The 19,096-nt window shown below is 56.0% G+C and carries 15 protein-coding genes, 5 tRNA genes and 1 pseudogene; 14 read left to right on the plus strand and 7 right to left on the minus strand.

What is annotated here, in order from left to right; translation table 11 throughout:
- Positions 1–29: 29 nt before the first annotated feature.
- The 14 genes and pseudogenes from recA to IEX01_RS11880 all read left to right on the plus strand — a co-directional run.
- Positions 30–251 (plus strand): annotated as a pseudogene (recA, locus tag IEX01_RS11815) (recombinase RecA); the annotation flags it as partial.
- Positions 252–301: 50 nt separating this feature from the next.
- Positions 302–826 (plus strand): recombination regulator RecX, encoded by a 525-nt coding sequence (gene recX, locus IEX01_RS11820; protein ID WP_024559825.1) that lies wholly within the window; start codon positions 302–304, stop codon positions 824–826.
- Between the two features lie 136 nt (positions 827–962).
- On the plus strand, positions 963–3,590 hold the full coding sequence (gene alaS, locus IEX01_RS11825) for an alanine--tRNA ligase (protein ID WP_188723892.1): 2,628 nt from the start codon (positions 963–965) through the stop codon (positions 3,588–3,590).
- 246 nt (positions 3,591–3,836) lie between these two features.
- Positions 3,837–4,022, plus strand: coding sequence for a carbon storage regulator CsrA (csrA, locus tag IEX01_RS11830; RefSeq protein ID WP_000906486.1), 186 nt, complete (start codon positions 3,837–3,839; stop codon positions 4,020–4,022).
- Positions 4,023–4,314: 292 nt separating this feature from the next.
- Positions 4,315–4,407, plus strand: a tRNA-Ser gene (locus tag IEX01_RS11835).
- Between the two features lie 4 nt (positions 4,408–4,411).
- Positions 4,412–4,488: transfer RNA gene (locus tag IEX01_RS11840), tRNA-Arg, on the plus strand.
- Between the two features lie 82 nt (positions 4,489–4,570).
- Positions 4,571–4,647: transfer RNA gene (locus tag IEX01_RS11845), tRNA-Arg, on the plus strand.
- Between the two features lie 216 nt (positions 4,648–4,863).
- Positions 4,864–4,940, plus strand: a tRNA-Arg gene (locus IEX01_RS11850).
- A 216-nt stretch (positions 4,941–5,156) separates the two neighbouring features.
- Positions 5,157–5,233: transfer RNA gene (locus IEX01_RS11855), tRNA-Arg, on the plus strand.
- Between the two features lie 342 nt (positions 5,234–5,575).
- Positions 5,576–6,142 carry a fructose-1-phosphate/6-phosphogluconate phosphatase gene (yqaB, locus tag IEX01_RS11860; RefSeq protein ID WP_024560119.1) on the plus strand — a complete coding sequence of 189 codons (567 nt, stop codon included), beginning with the start codon at positions 5,576–5,578 and terminating at the stop codon, positions 6,140–6,142.
- Complete coding sequence (locus IEX01_RS11865) at positions 6,139–6,570, plus strand: YqaA family protein (protein WP_024558924.1); 432 nt, start codon at positions 6,139–6,141, stop codon at positions 6,568–6,570. The genes yqaB and IEX01_RS11865 overlap by 4 nt, the downstream gene beginning before the upstream one ends.
- 77 nt (positions 6,571–6,647) lie before the next feature.
- Positions 6,648–8,204 carry a glutamate--cysteine ligase gene (gshA, locus tag IEX01_RS11870; protein WP_024558923.1) on the plus strand — a complete coding sequence of 519 codons (1,557 nt, stop codon included), beginning with the start codon at positions 6,648–6,650 and terminating at the stop codon, positions 8,202–8,204.
- Between the two features lie 150 nt (positions 8,205–8,354).
- Complete coding sequence (luxS, locus tag IEX01_RS11875; RefSeq protein ID WP_024558922.1) at positions 8,355–8,870, plus strand: S-ribosylhomocysteine lyase; 516 nt, start codon at positions 8,355–8,357, stop codon at positions 8,868–8,870.
- 445 nt (positions 8,871–9,315) lie between these two features.
- Entirely contained in the window at positions 9,316–11,907 is a 2,592-nt protein-coding gene (locus IEX01_RS11880) for a bifunctional diguanylate cyclase/phosphodiesterase (RefSeq protein ID WP_308423946.1), read from the plus strand.
- A 41-nt stretch (positions 11,908–11,948) separates the two neighbouring features.
- On the opposite strand, the gene emrB is transcribed toward IEX01_RS11880, so the two are convergent.
- The 7 genes from emrB to proX form a co-directional block, all read right to left on the minus strand.
- A complete protein-coding gene (gene emrB / locus IEX01_RS11885) occupies positions 11,949–13,487 on the minus strand; it encodes a multidrug efflux MFS transporter permease subunit EmrB (protein WP_024558920.1) in 1,539 nt (512 codons plus the stop codon).
- Between the two features lie 14 nt (positions 13,488–13,501).
- Positions 13,502–14,674, minus strand: a complete 1,173-nt coding sequence (gene emrA, locus IEX01_RS11890) for a multidrug efflux MFS transporter periplasmic adaptor subunit EmrA (protein ID WP_024558919.1) — start codon at positions 14,672–14,674, stop codon at positions 13,502–13,504.
- A gap of 134 nt (positions 14,675–14,808) precedes the next feature.
- The gene (gene mprA, locus IEX01_RS11895; RefSeq protein ID WP_024558918.1) at positions 14,809–15,339 is read right to left on the minus strand and encodes a transcriptional repressor MprA; all 531 of its coding nucleotides are present in this window, start codon (positions 15,337–15,339) and stop codon (positions 14,809–14,811) included.
- A 90-nt stretch (positions 15,340–15,429) separates the two neighbouring features.
- Positions 15,430–15,765 carry an L-valine transporter subunit YgaH gene (gene ygaH, locus IEX01_RS11900; protein ID WP_188723893.1) on the minus strand — a complete coding sequence of 112 codons (336 nt, stop codon included), beginning with the start codon at positions 15,763–15,765 and terminating at the stop codon, positions 15,430–15,432.
- Positions 15,755–16,501 carry an AzlC family ABC transporter permease gene (locus IEX01_RS11905; RefSeq protein WP_188723894.1) on the minus strand — a complete coding sequence of 249 codons (747 nt, stop codon included), beginning with the start codon at positions 16,499–16,501 and terminating at the stop codon, positions 15,755–15,757. The genes ygaH and IEX01_RS11905 overlap by 11 nt, the downstream gene beginning before the upstream one ends.
- Before the next feature lie 120 nt (positions 16,502–16,621).
- The gene (locus tag IEX01_RS11910) at positions 16,622–17,812 is read right to left on the minus strand and encodes an MFS transporter (protein ID WP_028019997.1); all 1,191 of its coding nucleotides are present in this window, start codon (positions 17,810–17,812) and stop codon (positions 16,622–16,624) included.
- A gap of 272 nt (positions 17,813–18,084) precedes the next feature.
- Positions 18,085–19,080: a glycine betaine/L-proline ABC transporter substrate-binding protein ProX gene (proX, locus tag IEX01_RS11915; RefSeq protein WP_024558446.1), complete on the minus strand. Its 996-nt coding sequence runs from the start codon at positions 19,078–19,080 to the stop codon at positions 18,085–18,087.
- Between the last annotated feature and the right edge of the window lie 16 nt (positions 19,081–19,096).

Consider the following 19,096-nt stretch of genomic DNA (forward strand, 5'->3'; position numbering starts at 1 on the left):
TGCTTCACCCTGCATGACAGGAGTAAAAGAAGCACAAGCTGATTGAAAAAGCGGGTGCATGGTACAGCTACAACGGCGAGAAAATTGGTCAGGGTAAAGCTAACGCGACCAACTTCCTCAAAGAGAACAAACCGATGGCGGAAGAGATTGAGAAAAAGCTGCGCGAGCTGCTGCTCAATAACCACGACGCTATCCCGGCCTTCGCCGCTGAAGACGGTGACAACGCCGAAGAGACAAACGAAGAGTTTTAATGCTATAAGGGCTGCGAATGCAGCCCTTTTTTTGTTTCCCCTGATTGCTTATGACTGACGCTACTTCCCGCCGCACTGCCTACGCCCGCCTTCTCGATCGCGCTACGCGCATTCTCGCGATGCGTGACCACAGCGAGCAGGAGTTGCGCCGCAAGCTGACAACGCCTTCGCCAGTTAAACCGCGTCAACAAGAATCCCGCCAGGTCGCCGAAACAGACCCCGAACCTACCGCTGAAGAGATCGATCAGGTCATCGCCTGGTGCTATGAGCATCGCTGGCTTGATGACGAACGCTTCGCCGCGCAGTTTATCGCCAGCCGCAGCCGTAAGGGTTACGGCCCGCAGCGTATTCGCCAGGAGCTACAGCAGAAGGGCATTTCACGTGCGCAGTGTGAATCTGCGCTGGCGGAGTGTGATATCGACTGGGGCACGTTGGCGCGCGAGCAGGCGGAGCGAAAATTCGGTTCGCCTTTACCAAAACAGTACCCGGAAAAAGCCAAAGTGCAGCGTTTTTTGCTATATCGTGGCTACTATATGGAAGACATTCAGGACTTATACCGAAATTTTGCTTCCTGAAGCCATACGGGATTTTACTTCCCTGTGAAGAAAACTTATCTTATTCCCACTTTTTTCCGTTAAGCCCGGTAATGTTTGCGTACTCCGTACGTTACGCCGGGCGACGACATTTCGTTAGCTTGATTTCAGGATAATTATGAGCAAGAGCACCGCTGAGATCCGTCAGGCGTTTCTCGATTTTTTCCATAGTAAAGGCCATCAGGTAGTTGCGAGCAGCTCCCTTGTACCTAACAACGACCCGACTTTGCTGTTTACCAACGCAGGGATGAACCAGTTCAAGGATGTTTTCCTTGGTCTCGACAAGCGTAATTATTCCCGCGCCACCACTGCGCAGCGCTGCGTTCGCGCAGGTGGTAAGCACAACGATCTGGAAAACGTCGGTTACACCGCGCGTCACCACACCTTTTTCGAAATGCTGGGTAACTTCAGCTTTGGCGACTACTTCAAACATGACGCCATTCAGTACGCCTGGGAACTGTTGACCGGCGAGCAGTGGTTCAACCTGCCGAAAGAACGTCTGTGGGTGACCGTCTATGAGACGGACGACGAAGCTTACGAAATCTGGGAAAAAGAAGTCGGTATTCCGCGCGAGCGCATTATCCGCATCGGCGATAACAAGGGTGGTCCGTACGCATCCGACAACTTCTGGCAGATGGGCGATACCGGCCCCTGCGGCCCATGCACCGAAATTTTCTACGATCACGGCGATCACATCTGGGGTGGCCCTCCGGGGAGCCCGGAAGAAGATGGCGATCGTTATATCGAGATCTGGAACATCGTATTTATGCAGTTCAACCGCCAGGCTGATGGCACCATGGAACCGCTGCCGAAGCCGTCCGTGGATACCGGCATGGGTCTTGAGCGTATCGCTGCGGTGCTGCAACACGTTAACTCCAACTATGAAATCGACCTCTTCCGCACGCTGATTGAGGCCGTGGCGAAAGTAACTGGCGCAACCGACTTCTCCAATAAATCGCTGCGCGTTATCGCTGACCATATTCGCTCGTGCGCATTCCTTATCGCAGACGGCGTTATTCCCTCTAACGAGAACCGCGGTTATGTGCTGCGCCGCATCATTCGTCGTGCGGTCCGTCATGGCAACATGCTGGGCGCTAAAGACACGTTCTTCTATAAGCTGGTCGCTCCGCTTATCGAAGTTATGGGTCCTGCCGGGGAAGACCTGAAACGCCAGCAGGCGCAGGTTGAACAGGTTCTGAAAACCGAAGAAGAGCAGTTTGCCCGTACGCTTGAGCGCGGCCTGGCGCTGCTGGACGAAGAACTGGCGAACCTTAAAGGCGATACGCTGGACGGGGAAACCGCCTTCCGCCTGTACGATACTTATGGCTTCCCGGTCGATCTGACTGCAGATGTTTGCCGTGAGCGCAACATCAAAGTGGATGAAAAAGGCTTTGAAGCGGCAATGGAAGAACAACGCCGTCGCGCACGCGAGTCCAGCGGCTTCGGTGCAGACTACAATGCCATGATCCGCGTTGATTCCGCTTCCGAGTTCAAGGGCTACGACCATACCGAGCTGACTGCAAAAGTCACCGCGCTGTTTGTTGATGGCAAAGCGGTTGAGCAGATTAGCGCGGGCCAGGATGCAGTCGTGGTGCTGGACGAAACGCCTTTCTATGGCGAATCCGGCGGCCAGGTCGGCGATAAAGGCGAGCTGAAAGGCAACGGCTTTGTCTTCACCGTGAACGATACGCAGAAATATGGTCAGGCTATCGGCCATATCGGCAAACTGGCGCAAGGCGCGCTGAAGGTTGGCGATGGCGTGAAAGCGGAAGTTGACGAGGCGCGCCGCGAGCGCATTCGCCTTAACCACTCCGCCACTCACCTTATGCATGCGGCACTGCGTCAGGTGCTGGGCACCCACGTAGCGCAGAAGGGCTCGCTGGTTAACGATAAAGGCTTGCGCTTCGACTTCTCGCATTTTGAAGCGATGAAGCCGGAAGAGATTCGTGCGGTGGAAGATATCGTCAACGCCCAGATCCGCCGTAATTTGCCAGTCGAGACCAACATCATGGAGCTCGAAGCGGCGAAAGCGAAAGGCGCGATGGCGCTCTTTGGCGAGAAATATGACGAGCGCGTACGCGTGCTCAGCATGGGCGATTTCTCTACTGAGCTGTGCGGCGGCACGCACGCCAGCCGTACTGGCGATATCGGTCTTTTCCGCATTGTATCTGAATCCGGCACTGCTGCAGGCGTTCGCCGTATTGAAGCGGTCACCGGGGAAGGCGCGCTGGCGATGGTACATGCGCAGAATGAGCAACTGCACGACATCGCACAACTGCTGAAAGGCGATAGCCAGAACCTGAATGACAAAGTGCGCGCGATGCTGGACCGCACCCGTCAGCTGGAAAAAGAGCTGCAGCAGTTGAAAGCGCAGCAGGCGGCTCAGGAAAGCGCCTCTCTGACCAGCAAAGCGCAGGAAATTAAAGGCGTTAAACTGCTGGTAAGTGAACTCAGCGGCGTTGAACCGAAAATGCTTCGCACTATGGTTGACGACCTGAAAAATCAGCTGGGCACTGCAGTTATCGTGCTGGCTACCGTGTCTGAAGGTAAGGTTTCTCTTATCGCAGGCGTGTCGAAAGATGTGACGGATCGCGTTAAGGCTGGCGAGCTGGTGGGCATGGTCGCCCAGCAGGTCGGCGGGAAAGGCGGCGGACGTCCTGATATGGCGCAAGCTGGCGGTACCGATGCGCAGGCTCTGCCTGCGGCGCTGGCAAGTGTCGAAAATTGGGTAACAGCTAAGCTGTAATAACAGTGAAGCGTGAGCGGAGCGCCATAACGGATTTGCCGTTATGGCGTTTTCGTCGCTACGCTATCTATAACGATAAAGTCGGGTTGAATTTTTCTGGATCGGCTAAACTTAGGTTTAACAGAATGTAATGCCGTGACTGCTTACACTCCATGTGTTTGTCATCGCTTACTTTTTGGCGTTATATGATGGATAATGCCGGGATACAGAGAGACCCGACTCTTTTAATCTTTCAAGGAGCAAAGAATGCTGATTCTGACTCGTCGAGTTGGTGAGACACTCATGATTGGGGATGAGGTGACCGTGACTGTGCTTGGGGTAAAAGGAAACCAGGTACGTATCGGTGTTAACGCCCCGAAAGAAGTTTCTGTACACCGTGAAGAGATCTACCAGCGTATCCAGGCTGAAAAATCGCAACAGTCCAGTTACTGAGTTATCGCGTCTCGCTGAGAGCTGGCGAGGCGCCCCCTTTTTCTTGCCTTAATTTTCCCTTCTGCCGTCTCTTCGCTATTTCCTTTTTCTTGCCCAGATCCTTCCCGGTACGCTTTTCTATGTTGATAAAACACTCGTTTTGTTGGCAAAGCAGGCGGATTGTTTGTGAAATGTGCAAACGATTAAGGGGTGGGAAAAATTGTTTGACTTATAAGTCTCAGAAAGTAATATGTGCGCCACGCAGCGACGATGAGCAGAAACAAGTTCTTCGAAGCACTCGTAAGAGGCGTGTGGTGAGGTGGCCGAGAGGCTGAAGGCGCTCCCCTGCTAAGGGAGTATGCGGTCAAAAGCTGCATCGGGGGTTCGAATCCCCCCCTCACCGCCATTTTGCATCCGTAGCTCAGCTGGATAGAGTACTCGGCTACGAACCGAGCGGTCGGAGGTTCGAATCCTCCCGGATGCACCATCTTCTTCATACTGTCAGCAAAGACAGTATGGTCTGGTAAGCGGTATAGCCGTAAGCCAGAAGCAAAGCAGTAAATCCCGATGCATCCGTAGCTCAGCTGGATAGAGTACTCGGCTACGAACCGAGCGGTCGGAGGTTCGAATCCTCCCGGATGCACCATACTTCTCCATGTTGTCAACAAAGACAGTGTGGCCTGGTAAGCGGTGATAACCGCGAGCGCCAGGGAGGATAACGCTGCTTCAGCAGCGGCCCGTAAGGGTGAGGCGAAGCCGAATAATCCTTCCGGAGCACCATCTTCTTCATACTGTCAGCAAAGACAGTGTGGCATGGCAAGCGGTATAGCCGTAAGCCAGAAGCAAAGCAGTAAATCCCGATGCATCCGTAGCTCAGCTGGATAGAGTACTCGGCTACGAACCGAGCGGTCGGAGGTTCGAATCCTCCCGGATGCACCATACTTCTCCATGTTGTCAGCAAAGACAGTGTGGCCTGGTAAGCGGTGATAACCGCGAGCGCCAGGGAGGAAACGCTGCTTCAGCAGCGGCCTGTAAGGGTGAAACGAAGCCGAATAATCCTCCCGGATGCACCATCTTCTTCATGCTGTCAGCAAAGGCAGTGTGGCATGGCAAGCGGTATAGCCGTAAGCCAGAAGCAAAGCAGTAAATCCCGATGCATCCGTAGCTCAGCTGGATAGAGTACTCGGCTACGAACCGAGCGGTCGGAGGTTCGAATCCTCCCGGATGCACCATACTTCTCCATGCTGTCAGCAACGACAGTATGACCCGGTAAGCGGTGATAACCGCGAGCGCCAGGGAGGATAACGCTGCTTCAGCAGCGGCCCGTAAGGGTGAGGCAAAGCCGAATAATCCTCCTGGATGCACCATTTCCCCAGAGCGTCAGTAAAAGCAGCTGATATAATAAGCGACCTGCCGCAATCATCTACTCCCTCATGTTATTAATAAAATTCCTTTTCTCTTTTCGCGTCCTCTTTCTCAGACAGCTTCTACGCCTTTAAGCCTCCTCCTAAAAAGCGACAATCTTTCCTGTTTACGTTAAAGTAACATCCTTACCTTTAGTGAATGAGGGCATGATGTACGATCGTTACGACGGGCTGATTTTCGATATGGATGGCACCATCCTCGATACCGAACCGACTCACCGTAAAGCCTGGCGCGACGTGCTGGGACGCTACGGCATGCATTACGACGAAGAAGCGCTGGTGATGCTTAACGGTTCGCCGACCTGGCGTATCGCTCAGACTATCATTGAGCTTAATCAAGCCGACCTTGACCCTCACGCGCTGGCGCAGGAAAAAACAGCAGCGGTGCGCTCCATGTTGCTGGATACCGTGCAGCCGCTGCCGCTGGTCGACGTGGTGAAAGCCTGGTATGGCCGCCGTCCGCTTTCTGTCGGCACCGGCAGCGAAAGCGATATCGCGGAGGCCTTGCTTAATCACCTGGGGCTGCGAAAGTATTTCACTGCCGTTGTCGCGGCCGATCATGTTGAAAACCATAAACCCGCCCCCGATACCTTTCTGCTCTGCGCGAAATTAATGGGCGTGGCGCCGGAAAAATGCGTGGTGTTTGAAGACGCCGATTTCGGCCTCCAGGCCGCGCGCCTTGCCGGGATGGATGCGGTGGACGTTCGCTTATTGTGAGCGACGTACTGTCGCTCGCTTCCCTGTTCGCGAGTAGCTTTCTCAGCGCCACGCTTCTGCCGGGCAGTTCAGAAGTGGTACTGGCGGCATTGCTGCTCGCCGAAAAGAGTCAGCCCTGGCTGTTAATTTTAATAGCAACAATCGGTAATAGCCTCGGAGGGCTGACTAACGTTATTCTTGGGCGGCTTTTGCCGCAGCGCGAATCATCGCGCTGGCAGCGAAAAGCGCTCGCCTGGCTGCAACGATTTGGCCCGGCGGCGCTGCTGCTAAGCTGGTTACCTGCGATAGGCGATCTTCTCTGTCTGCTGGCAGGGTGGCTGCGTCTTTCATGGGGACCGGTTATCTTCTTTTTGTGCCTTGGCAAGGCGCTACGCTATCTGGTGGTGGCCGTGGCGGCGTTACAAGGGATAACGTGGTGGCACAATTGAATTGCTTGAGTGACCTTTAATCGTCAACCATTACAATTATGCTTAATAAAAATGATTTCGACAGGCGGGAGGTCAAATTGATCCCGGACGTATCACAGGCGCTGGCCTGGCTGGAAAAACATCCTCAGGCATTGCAAGGCATTCGCCGCGGTCTGGAGCGTGAGACGCTGCGCGTTACACCCGAAGGCCAGCTGGCGACCACCGGCCATCCGGAAAGCCTGGGCTCAGCGCTAACCCATAAGTGGATCACGACGGACTTCGCCGAAGCCCTTCTTGAATTTATCACGCCGGTTGATGGCGATATCGACCATATGCTAACCGTCATGCGTGACATTCATCGCGCCACGGCGCGGGCGTTGGGCGATGAGCGCATGTGGCCGCTTAGTATGCCTTGCTATGTTAAAGACGGGCAGAACATTGAGCTCGCTCAGTACGGCACCTCTAATATCGGGCGCTTTAAAACGCTGTATCGCGAAGGGTTGAAAAACCGCTACGGCGCGCTGATGCAGACCATCTCCGGCGTGCATTATAACTTCTCGCTGCCGATGGCCTTCTGGCAGGCGAAATGTGGCGTGCAGGATGCGCAAAGCGGCAAAGAAGCGATCTCCGCAGGCTACTTCCGCCTTATTCGCAACTATTACCGTTTTGGCTGGGTGATCCCGTATCTGTTTGGCGCGTCGCCTGCGATTTGTCCTTCGTTTTTGCAAGGCAAGCCTACAACGCTGCCGTTCGAAAAGACCGAAAGCGGCATGTACTATCTGCCTTACGCTACCTCACTGCGCCTGAGCGATCTCGGCTATACCAATAAGTCGCAAAGCAATCTCGGAATTACGTTTAACGATTTGCAGACCTATGTGGCAGGATTGAAGCGCGCGATCAAAACCCCTTCCGAGGAGTATGCGCGTATGGGGTTAGTGAAGGATGGCAAGCATCTGCAAATCAACACCAATATTTTGCAGATTGAGAACGAGCTTTATGCGCCAATCCGTCCGAAACGCGTGACCCGCGAAGGCGAATCGCCGTCCGATGCGCTGCTGCGCGGCGGTATCGAATACATTGAAGTGCGTTCGCTCGACATTAATCCTTTCTCGCCGATTGGCGTGGACGAGCAGCAGGTGCGCTTCCTGGATCTCTTTATGGTCTGGTGCGTGCTGGCCGATGCGCCGGAAATGAGCAGCGACGAGTTGCTCTGTACGCGTAAAAACTGGAACCGTGTGATTCTGGAAGGGCGTAAGCCAGGCCTGACGCTCGGAATGGGCTGCGAAACCGCACAGCATCCGCTGAGCGAAGTCGGCAAGGATCTCTTTAAGGATTTGCGACGCGTCGCCGTCACGCTCGATAACATCGCCGGCAATCATGAATACCAGCAGGTCTGCGACCAGCTTGTCGCCTGCTTTGACGACCCGGAATTAACCTATTCGGCGCGTATTTTGCGTTCTATGATTGATAATGGCATCGGCGGCACCGGCCTTGCGCTGGCGGAACAGTACCGCGCCATGCTGCGCGAAGAGCCGCTGGAAGTGCTTTCAGAGGACGATTTCGCGAAAGAGCACGACGCTTCCTGGCAGCGCCAGCGCGAAATTGAAGAAAATGACCGCGAGCCGTTTGAAGCATGGCTGGCGAAGCAGGCTTAAAAAAGAAAAAGGCCACATCACTGTGGCCGAATTTTCATCTCTGTGAACAGGGATGATGATAACAAATGCGCGTCTTTCATATGTTCAGACTCGCCCCGGAACCAAGAGTTCAGTTTAATTTAAAAAAAATCACTTATCGGAGGTGACCAGATGCCGTTATTGGATAGCTTCACTGTCGACCATACCCGTATGGAAGCGCCTGCTGTTCGCGTAGCCAAAACGATGCATACGCCGCACGGGGATACCATTACCGTTTTTGACCTGCGTTTTTGCGTGCCGAACAAGGAAGTCATGCCGGAGAAAGGCATCCATACTCTGGAGCACCTGTTCGCAGGCTTCATGCGCGATCACCTGAACGGCAACGGCGTTGAGATTATCGATATCTCTCCGATGGGCTGCCGCACCGGCTTCTATATGAGCCTTATCGGCGAGCCGGATGAGCAGCGCGTAGCGGATTCCTGGAAAGCCGCGATGGAGGACGTGCTGAAAGTGAAGGATCAGAACCAGATCCCAGAGCTGAATGTGTATCAGTGCGGTACTTATCAGATGCACTCGTTGCAGGAAGCGCAGGACATTGCGCGTCACATTCTGGAGCGTGATGTTCGCGTGAACAGCAACGAAGAGCTGGCGCTGCCAAAAGAAAAGCTGCAGGAACTGCATATCTAGTTCAGCGCCCGCAATGTGAAAAAGGAGACCTTCGCGTCTCCTTTTTTATTTTCAGCAGAATGTTTTGTTACTGATAATCATTTATAAAAAATAACCATCAGGTGATTATCTAAAAACGGAACGGCTAAAAACCAGGCATAACCTGTGAAGCGGGAATTAACATTTTTTCAAGCAAGGTTATTCTTAAGTCGTTATTCTCACCGGAGGTAAAATGGCTTAGCTTTATTTTTCCTCAGAGCCCGCTATTTCTATTTCGCTTTTTACAGAAGCCACTTATTCTGTCTGGCCGCCAGGCGCACGGCCTTATCAGCCGCCGCCTGACGAGCCTGAAGTACTGTCAAAGCATCTTATTCTCTGTTCCCGCCGCATAATTTTTTCGCCGGGCGAAAAGTGAAGCGGGGAGCAATAATAATAAGATGCATTACGCCGGAAATACGGATAATCGATGATGAGATGGCTGGCAATAAAAGAGAATACTCCACTATTTACCTCTTCCGCAGGCAGCACCACCTCGGTGGTAAAGCGTTCGCTGATGTTTATGCTTTCCCTGTTAGGCACTTTTTTTCTGATAGCTATTCTGGCGCTGCTGCATATTGCCTGCGACATCAATAACCGTGCCGACGATCAGAGCCGCAACCTGTTGCAAAAAGCGCTGCAAAATCAGGAGGCGACCATGAAAGTTCACACGCAGGATTATGCCGAGTGGGGCGAATCTTATACGCATCTGCATAAGACGCTGGATACCGACTGGGCCTGGCAAAAGCAGAACCTTGGCGCCTCGCTTTTCGAGGACTTTCATTATGAAGCCATTTTTGTCCTCGGCCCGGGCGGCGATACGCGCTACGCCGTGGTTAACGGCAAGCGAGTCCGTCTTACGCTTGAGCAGTGGGCTGGCACGCATCCGCAGGCGGCTTTACGAACGGCGCTTGCTAAGAATCCTGATGAACCTGCCGCGCTCTCGCTTGCCGTTAACGGCCAACCGGCGCTGGTGGCTGCCGCCTGGATAACCACGGGCGGCGATGAGGATGTGCAGCCGCTGCCCGGCCCGCCTTCCATGCTGGTGTTCATAGACCAACTGCGACCGGCTGAGTTACGCGAACTGGGCGAAGAGTACGGCATTCACGAGCTGCATGTGCAGACGGGCTCATCCAGTAAAGCAGACTACCGGCAGGTCGTTTTACCGCTCACATTTTATAACGCGCCGATAGCTCTGGCGTGGCGCAGTGAAAACCCTGGCCGCAACCTGCTGCTGGTCGTGCTGCCGCTGCTGCTGTCCATTTTGCTGTTGACCGCGCTGCTGGCCGCCTGGTTGATGCGTAACGCGCTTAATAAAGCCCGGCTAAACGACGAAAACCATTTTCTGCTGGAGCAGAGCCGTCAGGCGCTGGCGGCGAGCGAAAGGCGCTTTCGCGACGTGGTGGAAGCGACCACCGACTGGATCTGGGAGACTGACGACCAGCTGCGTTTTACCTGGATCTCCGAGCGTTTCCCGGTCATTACCGGCCACCGTATTGACGACTGGCTGGGGCGCCCCATAACGCAGTTTATTGAATGCGAGCAGATTGAACTTGCCGACTGGCTCTTGCAACCGGGCCAGACCGCGCACCGTGGGTTGACGCACTGCCGCTATTTTTCCGCGCAGGGCCATCAGCGCTACTGCAACCTGGTGGCAAAACCAACCACCACGGCTGAAGGCGAGCTGAGCTATCGCGGCACCGCCACCGACGTCACGCTGGAGGTGGAAGCGCAGGCAAGGGTGCAATACCTCTCACGACACGACGAGCTGACTGGCCTGCCGAACCGGGTGCGGATGAAGGAGTTTCTGGAAGGGAAGCTGCAATCTATGCCGACCCGCGACCATCCGCTGGCGATGATTAGCCTCGACCTCGACAAATTTAAGCCGGTTAACGATCTCTTCGGTCATGGGGTAGGGGACGAGGTGCTGCATCAGGTTTCTGAGAGGCTGCGCGCCTGCCTGCGGGAGTTCGACCTGGTGGCGCGTCAGGGCGGCGATGAGTTTATCCTTATTATTCCGGATATCGAACAGAAGCAGGATCTCGACCAGCTGTGCGAGCGTATCATCCGCGAAATCCGCCGCCCGCTCTATATTCAGGAGCATGAGATTTTTATCGGCGCCAGCATGGGTATCGCCCTGGCGCCGCAGGATGCGGTAAACGCTACCGATTTGCTGCGCTACTCCGACATCGCCCTGTACAAAGCGAAAAGCGCCGGGCGTAACGGCTGGGTTTTCTACAGCGCCGATATGGAAGAGCAGATTGTTCAGCGGCGCGAAATGGAAAAAAGCCTGCGCGAAGCGCTGAAAGAGGATCAGTTCCGCCTGGTTTATCAGCCGCGTTACGACATGAAAGCGGGCCGCGTGGTGGCGGTAGAAGCGCTGCTGCGCTGGCATCATCCCCTCCACGGCTTGTTGATGCCGGATCAGTTTATTCCGCTGGCGGAAGAGACCGGGATTATCATTTCGCTCAGCGACTGGGTGCTGAACACCGCCTGTCGCGATGCGCAGCATGAACTGCAGGGAATGTCGGTTTCAGTCAACATTTCCGCCGTGGAGTTTCAGACCAGCGGGCTGGTGGGCCGCGTGCGCGACGCGCTGCGGGCGTCGAAGCTAGACCCGGCGCGTCTGGAGCTTGAAGTCACCGAAAACGCTACGCTCTGGAACCCGCAGAGCAGCCTTGAGATCATGAACGGCCTGAAGGCGCTGGGGGTGCGGCTGTTAATCGACGACTTCGGCACCGGCTATTCGTCGCTAAGCTATCTGCGTAACTTCCCGTTTGACGGCATCAAGCTCGATAAATCTTTCGTGGCGGGTATGCCGCATTCAGAGAACGCGAATAATATCGTTGAGAATATGATTGGGCTTGGCAAAGCGTTTTCGCTCAGCATCACCGCCGAAGGGGTGGAGACGCCAGAGCAACTGGAGCAATTGAAGATGTACCAGTGCGACGAAACGCAGGGTTACCTGATTAGCCGCCCGATGCCGCTTGAGGAACTGAAAGCGCAAATAGAGAAGCGCTAAAAGAAAAACCCGCCCGGCCAGGCCGTAAGCGGGTTTTTTCGTTAGTGAGCGCCGCCGCCCCCTCCGCCTGCGCCAAACGGCGGACGGGCGAACCAGATAAGCCCCAGCAGCACCACAAACATACCGGCAGAGACCCAGAAGATTTCGTTAGCGGAGATAATCAACCCCTGGTTGGTTATCTGCTGGGCGATATACCCGGAAGCCTGCTGCTGCGTCATGCCCATGCCCTGCAGCTGGTCGTACATCTGCTGGGCGTTCGGGTTATAAGGCGTGACCGATTCGGTAAACTGCGCGTGGTGCAGCGACTCGCGGTTCGTCCAGAGCGTCGTGGTAATGGAGGTGCCGATAGAGCCCGCCAGCGTACGCACGAAGTTCGACAGGCTCGACGCCGCCGCCAGCCGCTCCGGCGGCAGGCCGGAAAGGGTGATGGTGGTGAGCGGCATAAAGAAGCAGGCCACCGCAAAACCCTGAATAAACTGCGGCCACGCCGAAGCGCCAAAATCCATGCCCGGCTCAAACGTGTAAGCGCGCCAGTAGAAGCAGACCGCGTACATGATAAAGCTGAAGGTCACAAGCTTACGCATGTCGAGCTTATGGGCGAAACGGCCGATAATCGGCGAGAGGATGACCGGAATAACCCCCACCGGCGCCGAGGCGAGCCCCGCCCAGGTGGCGGTATAGCCATAGACCTCCTGTAACAGCTGCGGCAACAGCACTATCGAGCCGAAGTAGAGCATATAGGCGAGGCTGATGCAGAGCACGCCGATGGTAAAGTTTCGCGACTTAAACAGCGAAAGGTCGACTATCGGGTGTTCGTCGGTGAGCTCCCAGACAATCAGGAAGCAAATCGACACAACCGCCACGACCGCCAGCACCACCACTTCCGTGGAGTTAAACCAGTCGAGCTCTTTACCGCGGTCGAGCATCATCTGCAAACAGCCAATGCCCGCGACCAGCAGCGCCAGGCCCACGGCGTCGATGCGTCGCTGCTCGGTAGGCGTCTCGCGATCGCGCAGGGTTTGCAGCGTCATTAACACCACGGCGACGCCAATCGGCACGTTGATGAAGAAGATCCAGCCCCAGTGATAGTTATCGCTGATCCAGCCGCCGAGAATCGGCCCGCAGATAGGCGCAACGATAACCGTCATCGACCAGAGCGCCAGCGCAACGGAGCGTTTGGCGGGCGGGTAGTTGCTCAGCAACAGGCTCTGCGAAAGCGGGATCAACGGCCCGGCGACAATCCCCTGGATCACGCGGAAGAAAATCAGCATGGTCAGGCTGCTGGAGACGCCGCACGCCCAGGAGGCGATGGCGAAGGCGATGGTTGACCAGACGAAGAGCTTTACCTCGCCGACCCGTTTGGCAAGCCAGCCGGTTATGGGGATAGAGATAGCGTTCGCCACCCCAAACGAGGTAATAACCCAGGTGCCCTGGCTCAGCGAAGAGCCAAGGTTACCGGCGATGGTCGGGATAGCCACGTTGGCGATGGTGGAATCCAGCACCTGCATGAAAGTCGCCAGCGACAGGGCGATGGTCATGATGACCAGTTTCGCCCCTTCAAGCGGTTTACGTTGTTGCATACCACCTCCGCGGATTAGCCCGCGTTCGCCTGCACAATGTCGTTGATCAGTTTGTTAACCGGCTCAAGGCTGATTTCACGCGCGTTGCTTTCATACGCGGGCTGCTTGCGGCTCTGGGTGGCGAGGACAGCGCCGTCGCGGTTGGTGGTGTCCACCTTCACCAGCGTGGAAAGGCCGATGCGCAGCGGATGTTGCTCCAGCTGTTTGGCGTCGATTTCCACGCGTACGGGCAGACGCTGTACCACTTTGATCCAGTTGCCAGTGGCGTTCTGCGCAGGCAGCAGCGAGAAGGCGCTGCCGGTGCCCATATCCAGGCCGACGACTTTGCCGTTGTAGGTCACTTCGTCGCCGTAGACATCGCTCACCACGGTAGCAGGCTGGCCGATGCGCATATGCGCAAGCTGCGTCTCTTTGAAGTTCGCATCCACCCACAGGTTAGTGGCGGGAACAATCGCCATCAGCGGCGTGCTGGAGCTAATCTGCGCGCCTACCTGAACGGCGCGGCGGGAGACGTAGCCGCTCATCGGGCTGACGATTTTGGTGCGCTGCAGCGCAAGCCAGGCGTTGCGCACTTCGGTCGCCGCCTGCTGCACCGCAGGCTGATCTTCAAGCTTCGTGCCGAGGATCATCGCCTGGTTGGCGTTATATTGCTGCACCGCCACATCAAGCTGCGCCTGCGCGCTCGCTACCGCGTCGCGGGCATGCTGCAACTCTTCACGGCCAATCAGGTTGGCGCTGCCGAGCGGCACGCGACGGTTAAGGTCGCTCTGCGCCTGGGCGAGCTGGGTTTTTTGCAGCTCGATATTGGCCTGGTACTGTTTGCTGTTGATCATCAACTGGCGGGTCTGGCGCACGCTTGAAGCAAGCTGCGTCTGCGCGCGCTCAAAGGCCTGTTGGGCGTCGGTCGGGTCGAGAGTGACCAGCACGTCGCCTTTATTAACAAAATCGGTGTCTTCCACCCAGACTTTGGTCACGCTGCCGGTCACCTGGGACATAATCTGCACCTGGTTGCCCGCCACGTAAGCGTCGTCGGTTTCCTCGTAATGACGCAGCACTAAAAACCAATAGATCCCATATGCCACGGCAATAATAACAAAGAGCAAAGTCAGTAAGAGCAGGGCGCCCTTGCGTTTCCCTTTCTTTTTGACTGGTTGCTGCGGGGTCTGGCTCTCCGCATTTGCGCTCATGTTTCTCTCCACGTTCTTCTTATTTTCTTTTGTTATCGGCTGTGCCGACCGGTTTTAGCCAGACAGGCCAGCAGTATCCTGCTGGCCTGTCGTGTCAGTCTTTTTGAAATAATGCCAAACGCGCTGATGGGAAATTAGCGCACCGCTTCAAGCACGCTTTCGTCTTCATCCATCTGGTCGAGACGAGTCAGCAGCTTACGCGTGATCTGCTCAAGCTGCTCTTTCTCGCTTGCGCTTAACGAAGACCAGAGCTGGTGCAGGCAGTTATGCTGCGGCGGCAGCACCTGGCTTAAAAACTCCTGGCCTTTGGCGGTCAGGTGCAGGTGCAGACAACGGCGGTCGTTGTCGCTTTCGCGGCGTTCAATCCAGCCGCGCTTTTCCAGTTCATCGGCGATGCGGGTGGCGTTGGTGCGGGAGGAACCCAGCGCGCAACTCAGCTCGCTTGGCTGAATGCTGTGGTTTTCCTGCGACTCAAGCGTAATCAACGCCATAAACAACGTCTCGTTAATCCCTTGAGCTTTTAGCATCTTATTGCGATTTTCCAGCAGCTTGCCCTGCATATGCATACACAGGCGGGTGAGCAGAATTTCCTGATAAGGAAAATCCTCGTAGCGGCTGGCGCGGAATTTCAGCATTTGTTCAATGGGCGTAAACGAACTATCCATTTGGGCATAACCTCATTAATTACAGCCGATATAATAACTATTGTGACAAATAAAGCAAACATATTAATCACGGTTATTCATCAGCAAAATCTATAAAAACATCAGGAGCTTCCAGGCAACTCCATAGCCCAGAGCACTCAACAGCGTGGGAAAAATAATGCTGCGAGTCTTGTAGTAACTCACTCCCAAAACCGCAAAGCCAACAAGCGTCGGGAGCAAACGGCGAGTATCGTGAAGGATTTCCGGTACGCTGGAGACCACCAGCAGCGCACAGATAGACGCGATACCAATTGTGTCGAGCAACACGCGGGTCGCTCCACGTTTTGCCGGGGACGCCGCGCTGGCACGCAGGCGCAATGGCAAATAGCGAAAAAGATAGTTAACGCACCCGACCAGCAGGCCGAGCAGCAGCACGTCAGTGCGCATTGTCGGCCTCCTTGCGAAGGTGTTCCACCAGCGCCGTGAGGCAACCGCAGACGATGCCCGCGAGAATCGCGGCGGGAATAGAAAAGAGGGTAACGCCAGACAACGCGCCTGCCAGCGAAGCCGCGACGCTCAGGCTCTGTTTGCGCTGAAAAGAGGCGAGCAAAAAGCTCATAAACAGCGCAGGCAGCATAAAACCGAGCGCCGCCTCAACGGCGGGATACCCCTCCAGCAGCCCGTTGCCGGAATAAGCGCCAATAAGCGTGCCGAGAACCCAGGAGAACCACGAGCAAAAGGCGATGCCGAGCATCCAGTTTTCTGTCCAGCGGCGGTTATCGCGCACCAGTTTGGCGGTGGCGGCGGCAAACACTTCGTCCGTCAGGCCAAAGGCCCAGACCGCCGTTTTCTTTTTATTTAACGTGTGATGTATACGGGTGCGCAGCGAAGGGCCGTAAAGCACGTGCCGCACATCCATCGCCATGACGGTTAACGCGGCGACCCACAGCGAGCTGCCCGCCGCCAGCATGGCGGTAATCACAAACTGGCTGGCGCCTGCGTAAATAATGCAGGAGAAGAAAAGGCTTTCGAGTGGTGAGAACCCCAGGCGGGTGGCGTTCAGCCCAAAAGCGAACGCAACGGGGAGATAGCTGATAACCACCGGCAGGCTGTCTCTGACCCCTTCCCGCAGCGTCGCTTCGCTGCCGGTGTGGGTCACGCTAAGGGGTGCAGGGCTTTCCATATTAGTTATTGATAAATCACCGGCGTTAAAATCACTCGAATGAATAAGTCTACATAACCTTAACAGACTGTTAGCGCCCTTAACACCCTCAATTGCCCGTGGTGCGCCTTAAGGCGACGATTAATGCAGGTCATCCCCGCTCTGACGGTGATAGCCTAATCCCCATACCACCAGATTTAGTAGGCCCACCGTCGCGCCCGCAAGGCAGACGCCGTTCCACCCGCCGTGCTGCCATGCCCAGGCCGACAGCAGCGAGCCTGCCGCGCCGCCGATGAAATAGCTGGTCATATACCCGGCGGTAAGGCGGTTACGGGCGTCCGGGTAGAGCCGGTAGATAACGCTCTGGTTAGTGATATGCACGCCCTGCACGGTGAGGTCCAGCACCAGAATGCCGACTATCAGCGCGATAACGCTGAACTGGCCGAGCGCCACCGCCGCCCACGAGAGCAGCAGCAGAATAAGACCGATGGTCGTGGTCAGGTGCGCTTTGCCTTTATCGGCAAGCCCGCCTGCCGGACGCGCGCCCAGCGCGCCCGCCGCGCCGGCAAGGCCAAACAGGCCGATGGTCCCTTCAGAGAAGTTAAACGGCGGCGCGGCGAGCAGAAAGGCCATCGAGGTCCAGAGAATGCTGAAGTTAGCAAAGGTGAAACAGCCGAGCAGGGCGCGGGTGCGCAGCAGCTTGTCGCGGGTGAACAGCGAGAAAACGGAAGCCAGCAGCTGCGGGTAATTAAGGTGCGTGTTCTGCTTCACGGCAGGCAGACCGCGCCAGAGGGCGAGGGCCATAATAACCATCAGCGCCGTCGCCACCCAGTAAACGGTGCGCCAGCCGCCAAGGCTTGCAAGCAGCCCCGCCACCGTGCGCGCCAGCAGGATGCCGAGCAGCAGGCCGCTCATGATAGTGCCCACCACTTTGCCGCGTTTTTCCGGGGCGGCAAGAGTGGCGGCAAGCGGCACGAGAATCTGCGCCACGACCGAGAAGAGGCCGGTCAGGGCGGTGCCAAGGATCATCATCGAGAGCGACTGGCTGCTGGCGGTGATAAGCATCCCGGCGGCGGCGAGCAGCGTCATCGAGACAATCATCTTGCGGCGCTCGAACATATCGCCGAGCGGTACGAGGAACAGCAACCCGGCGGCGTAACCCAATTGCGCCGCGGTAACGATAAACCCGGCCTGGCCTGCGGTAAGCGAAAAGGCGCGGGCGATGGTATCCAGCAGCGGCTGCGCATAATAGTTGCTGGCGACGGTCAGGCCGGTGGCGACAGACATCAGCGCGATAAGCGCCGGGCTAAGTCCTTGAGATTTTGTAGTCATTGGTCTTTTTGTTGGGGTAAATGCGTGGGCGATGCGCCCTTGCCATGGGGTAATATCATAACGAAACAACACGATAGCGCCATATTGTTGAGAAGTTGTTACGTGTCGGATTGTGCCTTTTGGCGCAGGCGCAGCGCCATTTGCACCGCGTAACGGCATAAGTGGGATAAGCGTTGCGCTATCCATCAGCAATGGACAGCAGGAATGTTTATCGCCGCCCTGAAACAAAACACCCGCCATAAAGGCGGGTGTTTTTCAAAAGGCGTAAGCCATTACTTCTGCGCGGCCAGCGCCTCTTTGATCCAGCTGTCGAACTGCTGCTGGTGGGCTTTGATCCAGCCGTCGACGTGACCCTGGATATCCGCCTCTGAAGATTTGCCGCTATGCATCATCGCGTTCTCGGCGTTGATATCGGTAATCGGCAGCTTCATCACCGCGAACAGCTTCGCGGCCGCCGGGTTTTTCTGTGCCCAGGCTTTATTGGCGACGATGTGCATGGTGTTCACCGGGAAACCATAGTTCGCGCCGTTCGGCAGTTTGGTGTCGATATCTTTCTGCTCGCCCGGCAGTGAGGAGAACGGCACCTGCAGCCACACCACATCTTTGCCCGGCTTGAGCACGTCGCTCACCCAGTACGGCGTCCAGGTGTAATAAAGCACCGGCTTGCCTTCTTTGAAGCGGGCGATGGTGTCGGCCATCATCGCTGCGTAGTTGCCGTGGTTCACGGTGACGGTTTTCGCCAGGTCGAACGCTTCATTCTGATGGTTAATCACCGCTTCGCAGCCCCAGCCCGGCGTGCAACCCATCATGTCCGCTTTGCCGTCGCCGTTGCTGTCAAACAGCTTCGCAATCTTCGGGTCTTTCAGCTGCGCGATGTTGGTGATGTGATACTGTTCGGCGGTTTTTTTATCAATAAGGTAACCCTGCGCCGCGCCGGTGACATAAACCCCTTCGCGGTAAAACTTTTTGTCGCCGCCTGCCGCCGTGTACATATCGTCATGCAGCGGCTGCCAGTTCACGGCGGTAAAGGTCGCGTCCCCGGAGGCGATAGAGGTGTAACCCACGTTGTAATCCACTTCGCTCGGCTTGTTAACGGTGTAGCCGAGCTTCTCCAGCGCGCGGCTCACAATCAGCGTCTGGAACGACTCTTCAGAGATAGTGCTCTGTATCGGCTGTACGGTAATGCCTTTGCCCGGCAGGTCGGCGGCGAAAGCGGTGGTGCTAACGAGTGTGGCAAAAGCTGTGGCGCAAAGAACAGAATGTCGCATCGTTATTCCTTTTATC

Origin of the sequence: Franconibacter daqui (assembly GCF_014644275.1) — a bacterium.
Lineage (GTDB): Bacteria > Pseudomonadota > Gammaproteobacteria > Enterobacterales > Enterobacteriaceae > Franconibacter > Franconibacter pulveris.

Coding starts and splice junctions, on each gene's coding strand:
- recX (WP_024559825.1), top strand. CDS start 302: ATGACTGACGCTACTTCCCGCCGCACTGCCTACGCCCGCCTTCTCGAT.
- alaS (WP_188723892.1), top strand. CDS start 963: ATGAGCAAGAGCACCGCTGAGATCCGTCAGGCGTTTCTCGATTTTTTC.
- csrA (WP_000906486.1), top strand. CDS start 3,837: ATGCTGATTCTGACTCGTCGAGTTGGTGAGACACTCATGATTGGGGAT.
- yqaB (WP_024560119.1), top strand. CDS start 5,576: ATGTACGATCGTTACGACGGGCTGATTTTCGATATGGATGGCACCATC.
- luxS (WP_024558922.1), top strand. CDS start 8,355: ATGCCGTTATTGGATAGCTTCACTGTCGACCATACCCGTATGGAAGCG.
- IEX01_RS11880 (WP_308423946.1), top strand. CDS start 9,316: ATGATGAGATGGCTGGCAATAAAAGAGAATACTCCACTATTTACCTCT.
- emrB (WP_024558920.1), bottom strand. CDS start 13,487: ATGCAACAACGTAAACCGCTTGAAGGGGCGAAACTGGTCATCATGACC.
- emrA (WP_024558919.1), bottom strand. CDS start 14,674: ATGAGCGCAAATGCGGAGAGCCAGACCCCGCAGCAACCAGTCAAAAAG.
- mprA (WP_024558918.1), bottom strand. CDS start 15,339: ATGGATAGTTCGTTTACGCCCATTGAACAAATGCTGAAATTCCGCGCC.
- ygaH (WP_188723893.1), bottom strand. CDS start 15,765: ATGCGCACTGACGTGCTGCTGCTCGGCCTGCTGGTCGGGTGCGTTAAC.
- IEX01_RS11905 (WP_188723894.1), bottom strand. CDS start 16,501: ATGGAAAGCCCTGCACCCCTTAGCGTGACCCACACCGGCAGCGAAGCG.
- IEX01_RS11910 (WP_028019997.1), bottom strand. CDS start 17,812: ATGACTACAAAATCTCAAGGACTTAGCCCGGCGCTTATCGCGCTGATG.
- proX (WP_024558446.1), bottom strand. CDS start 19,080: ATGCGACATTCTGTTCTTTGCGCCACAGCTTTTGCCACACTCGTTAGC.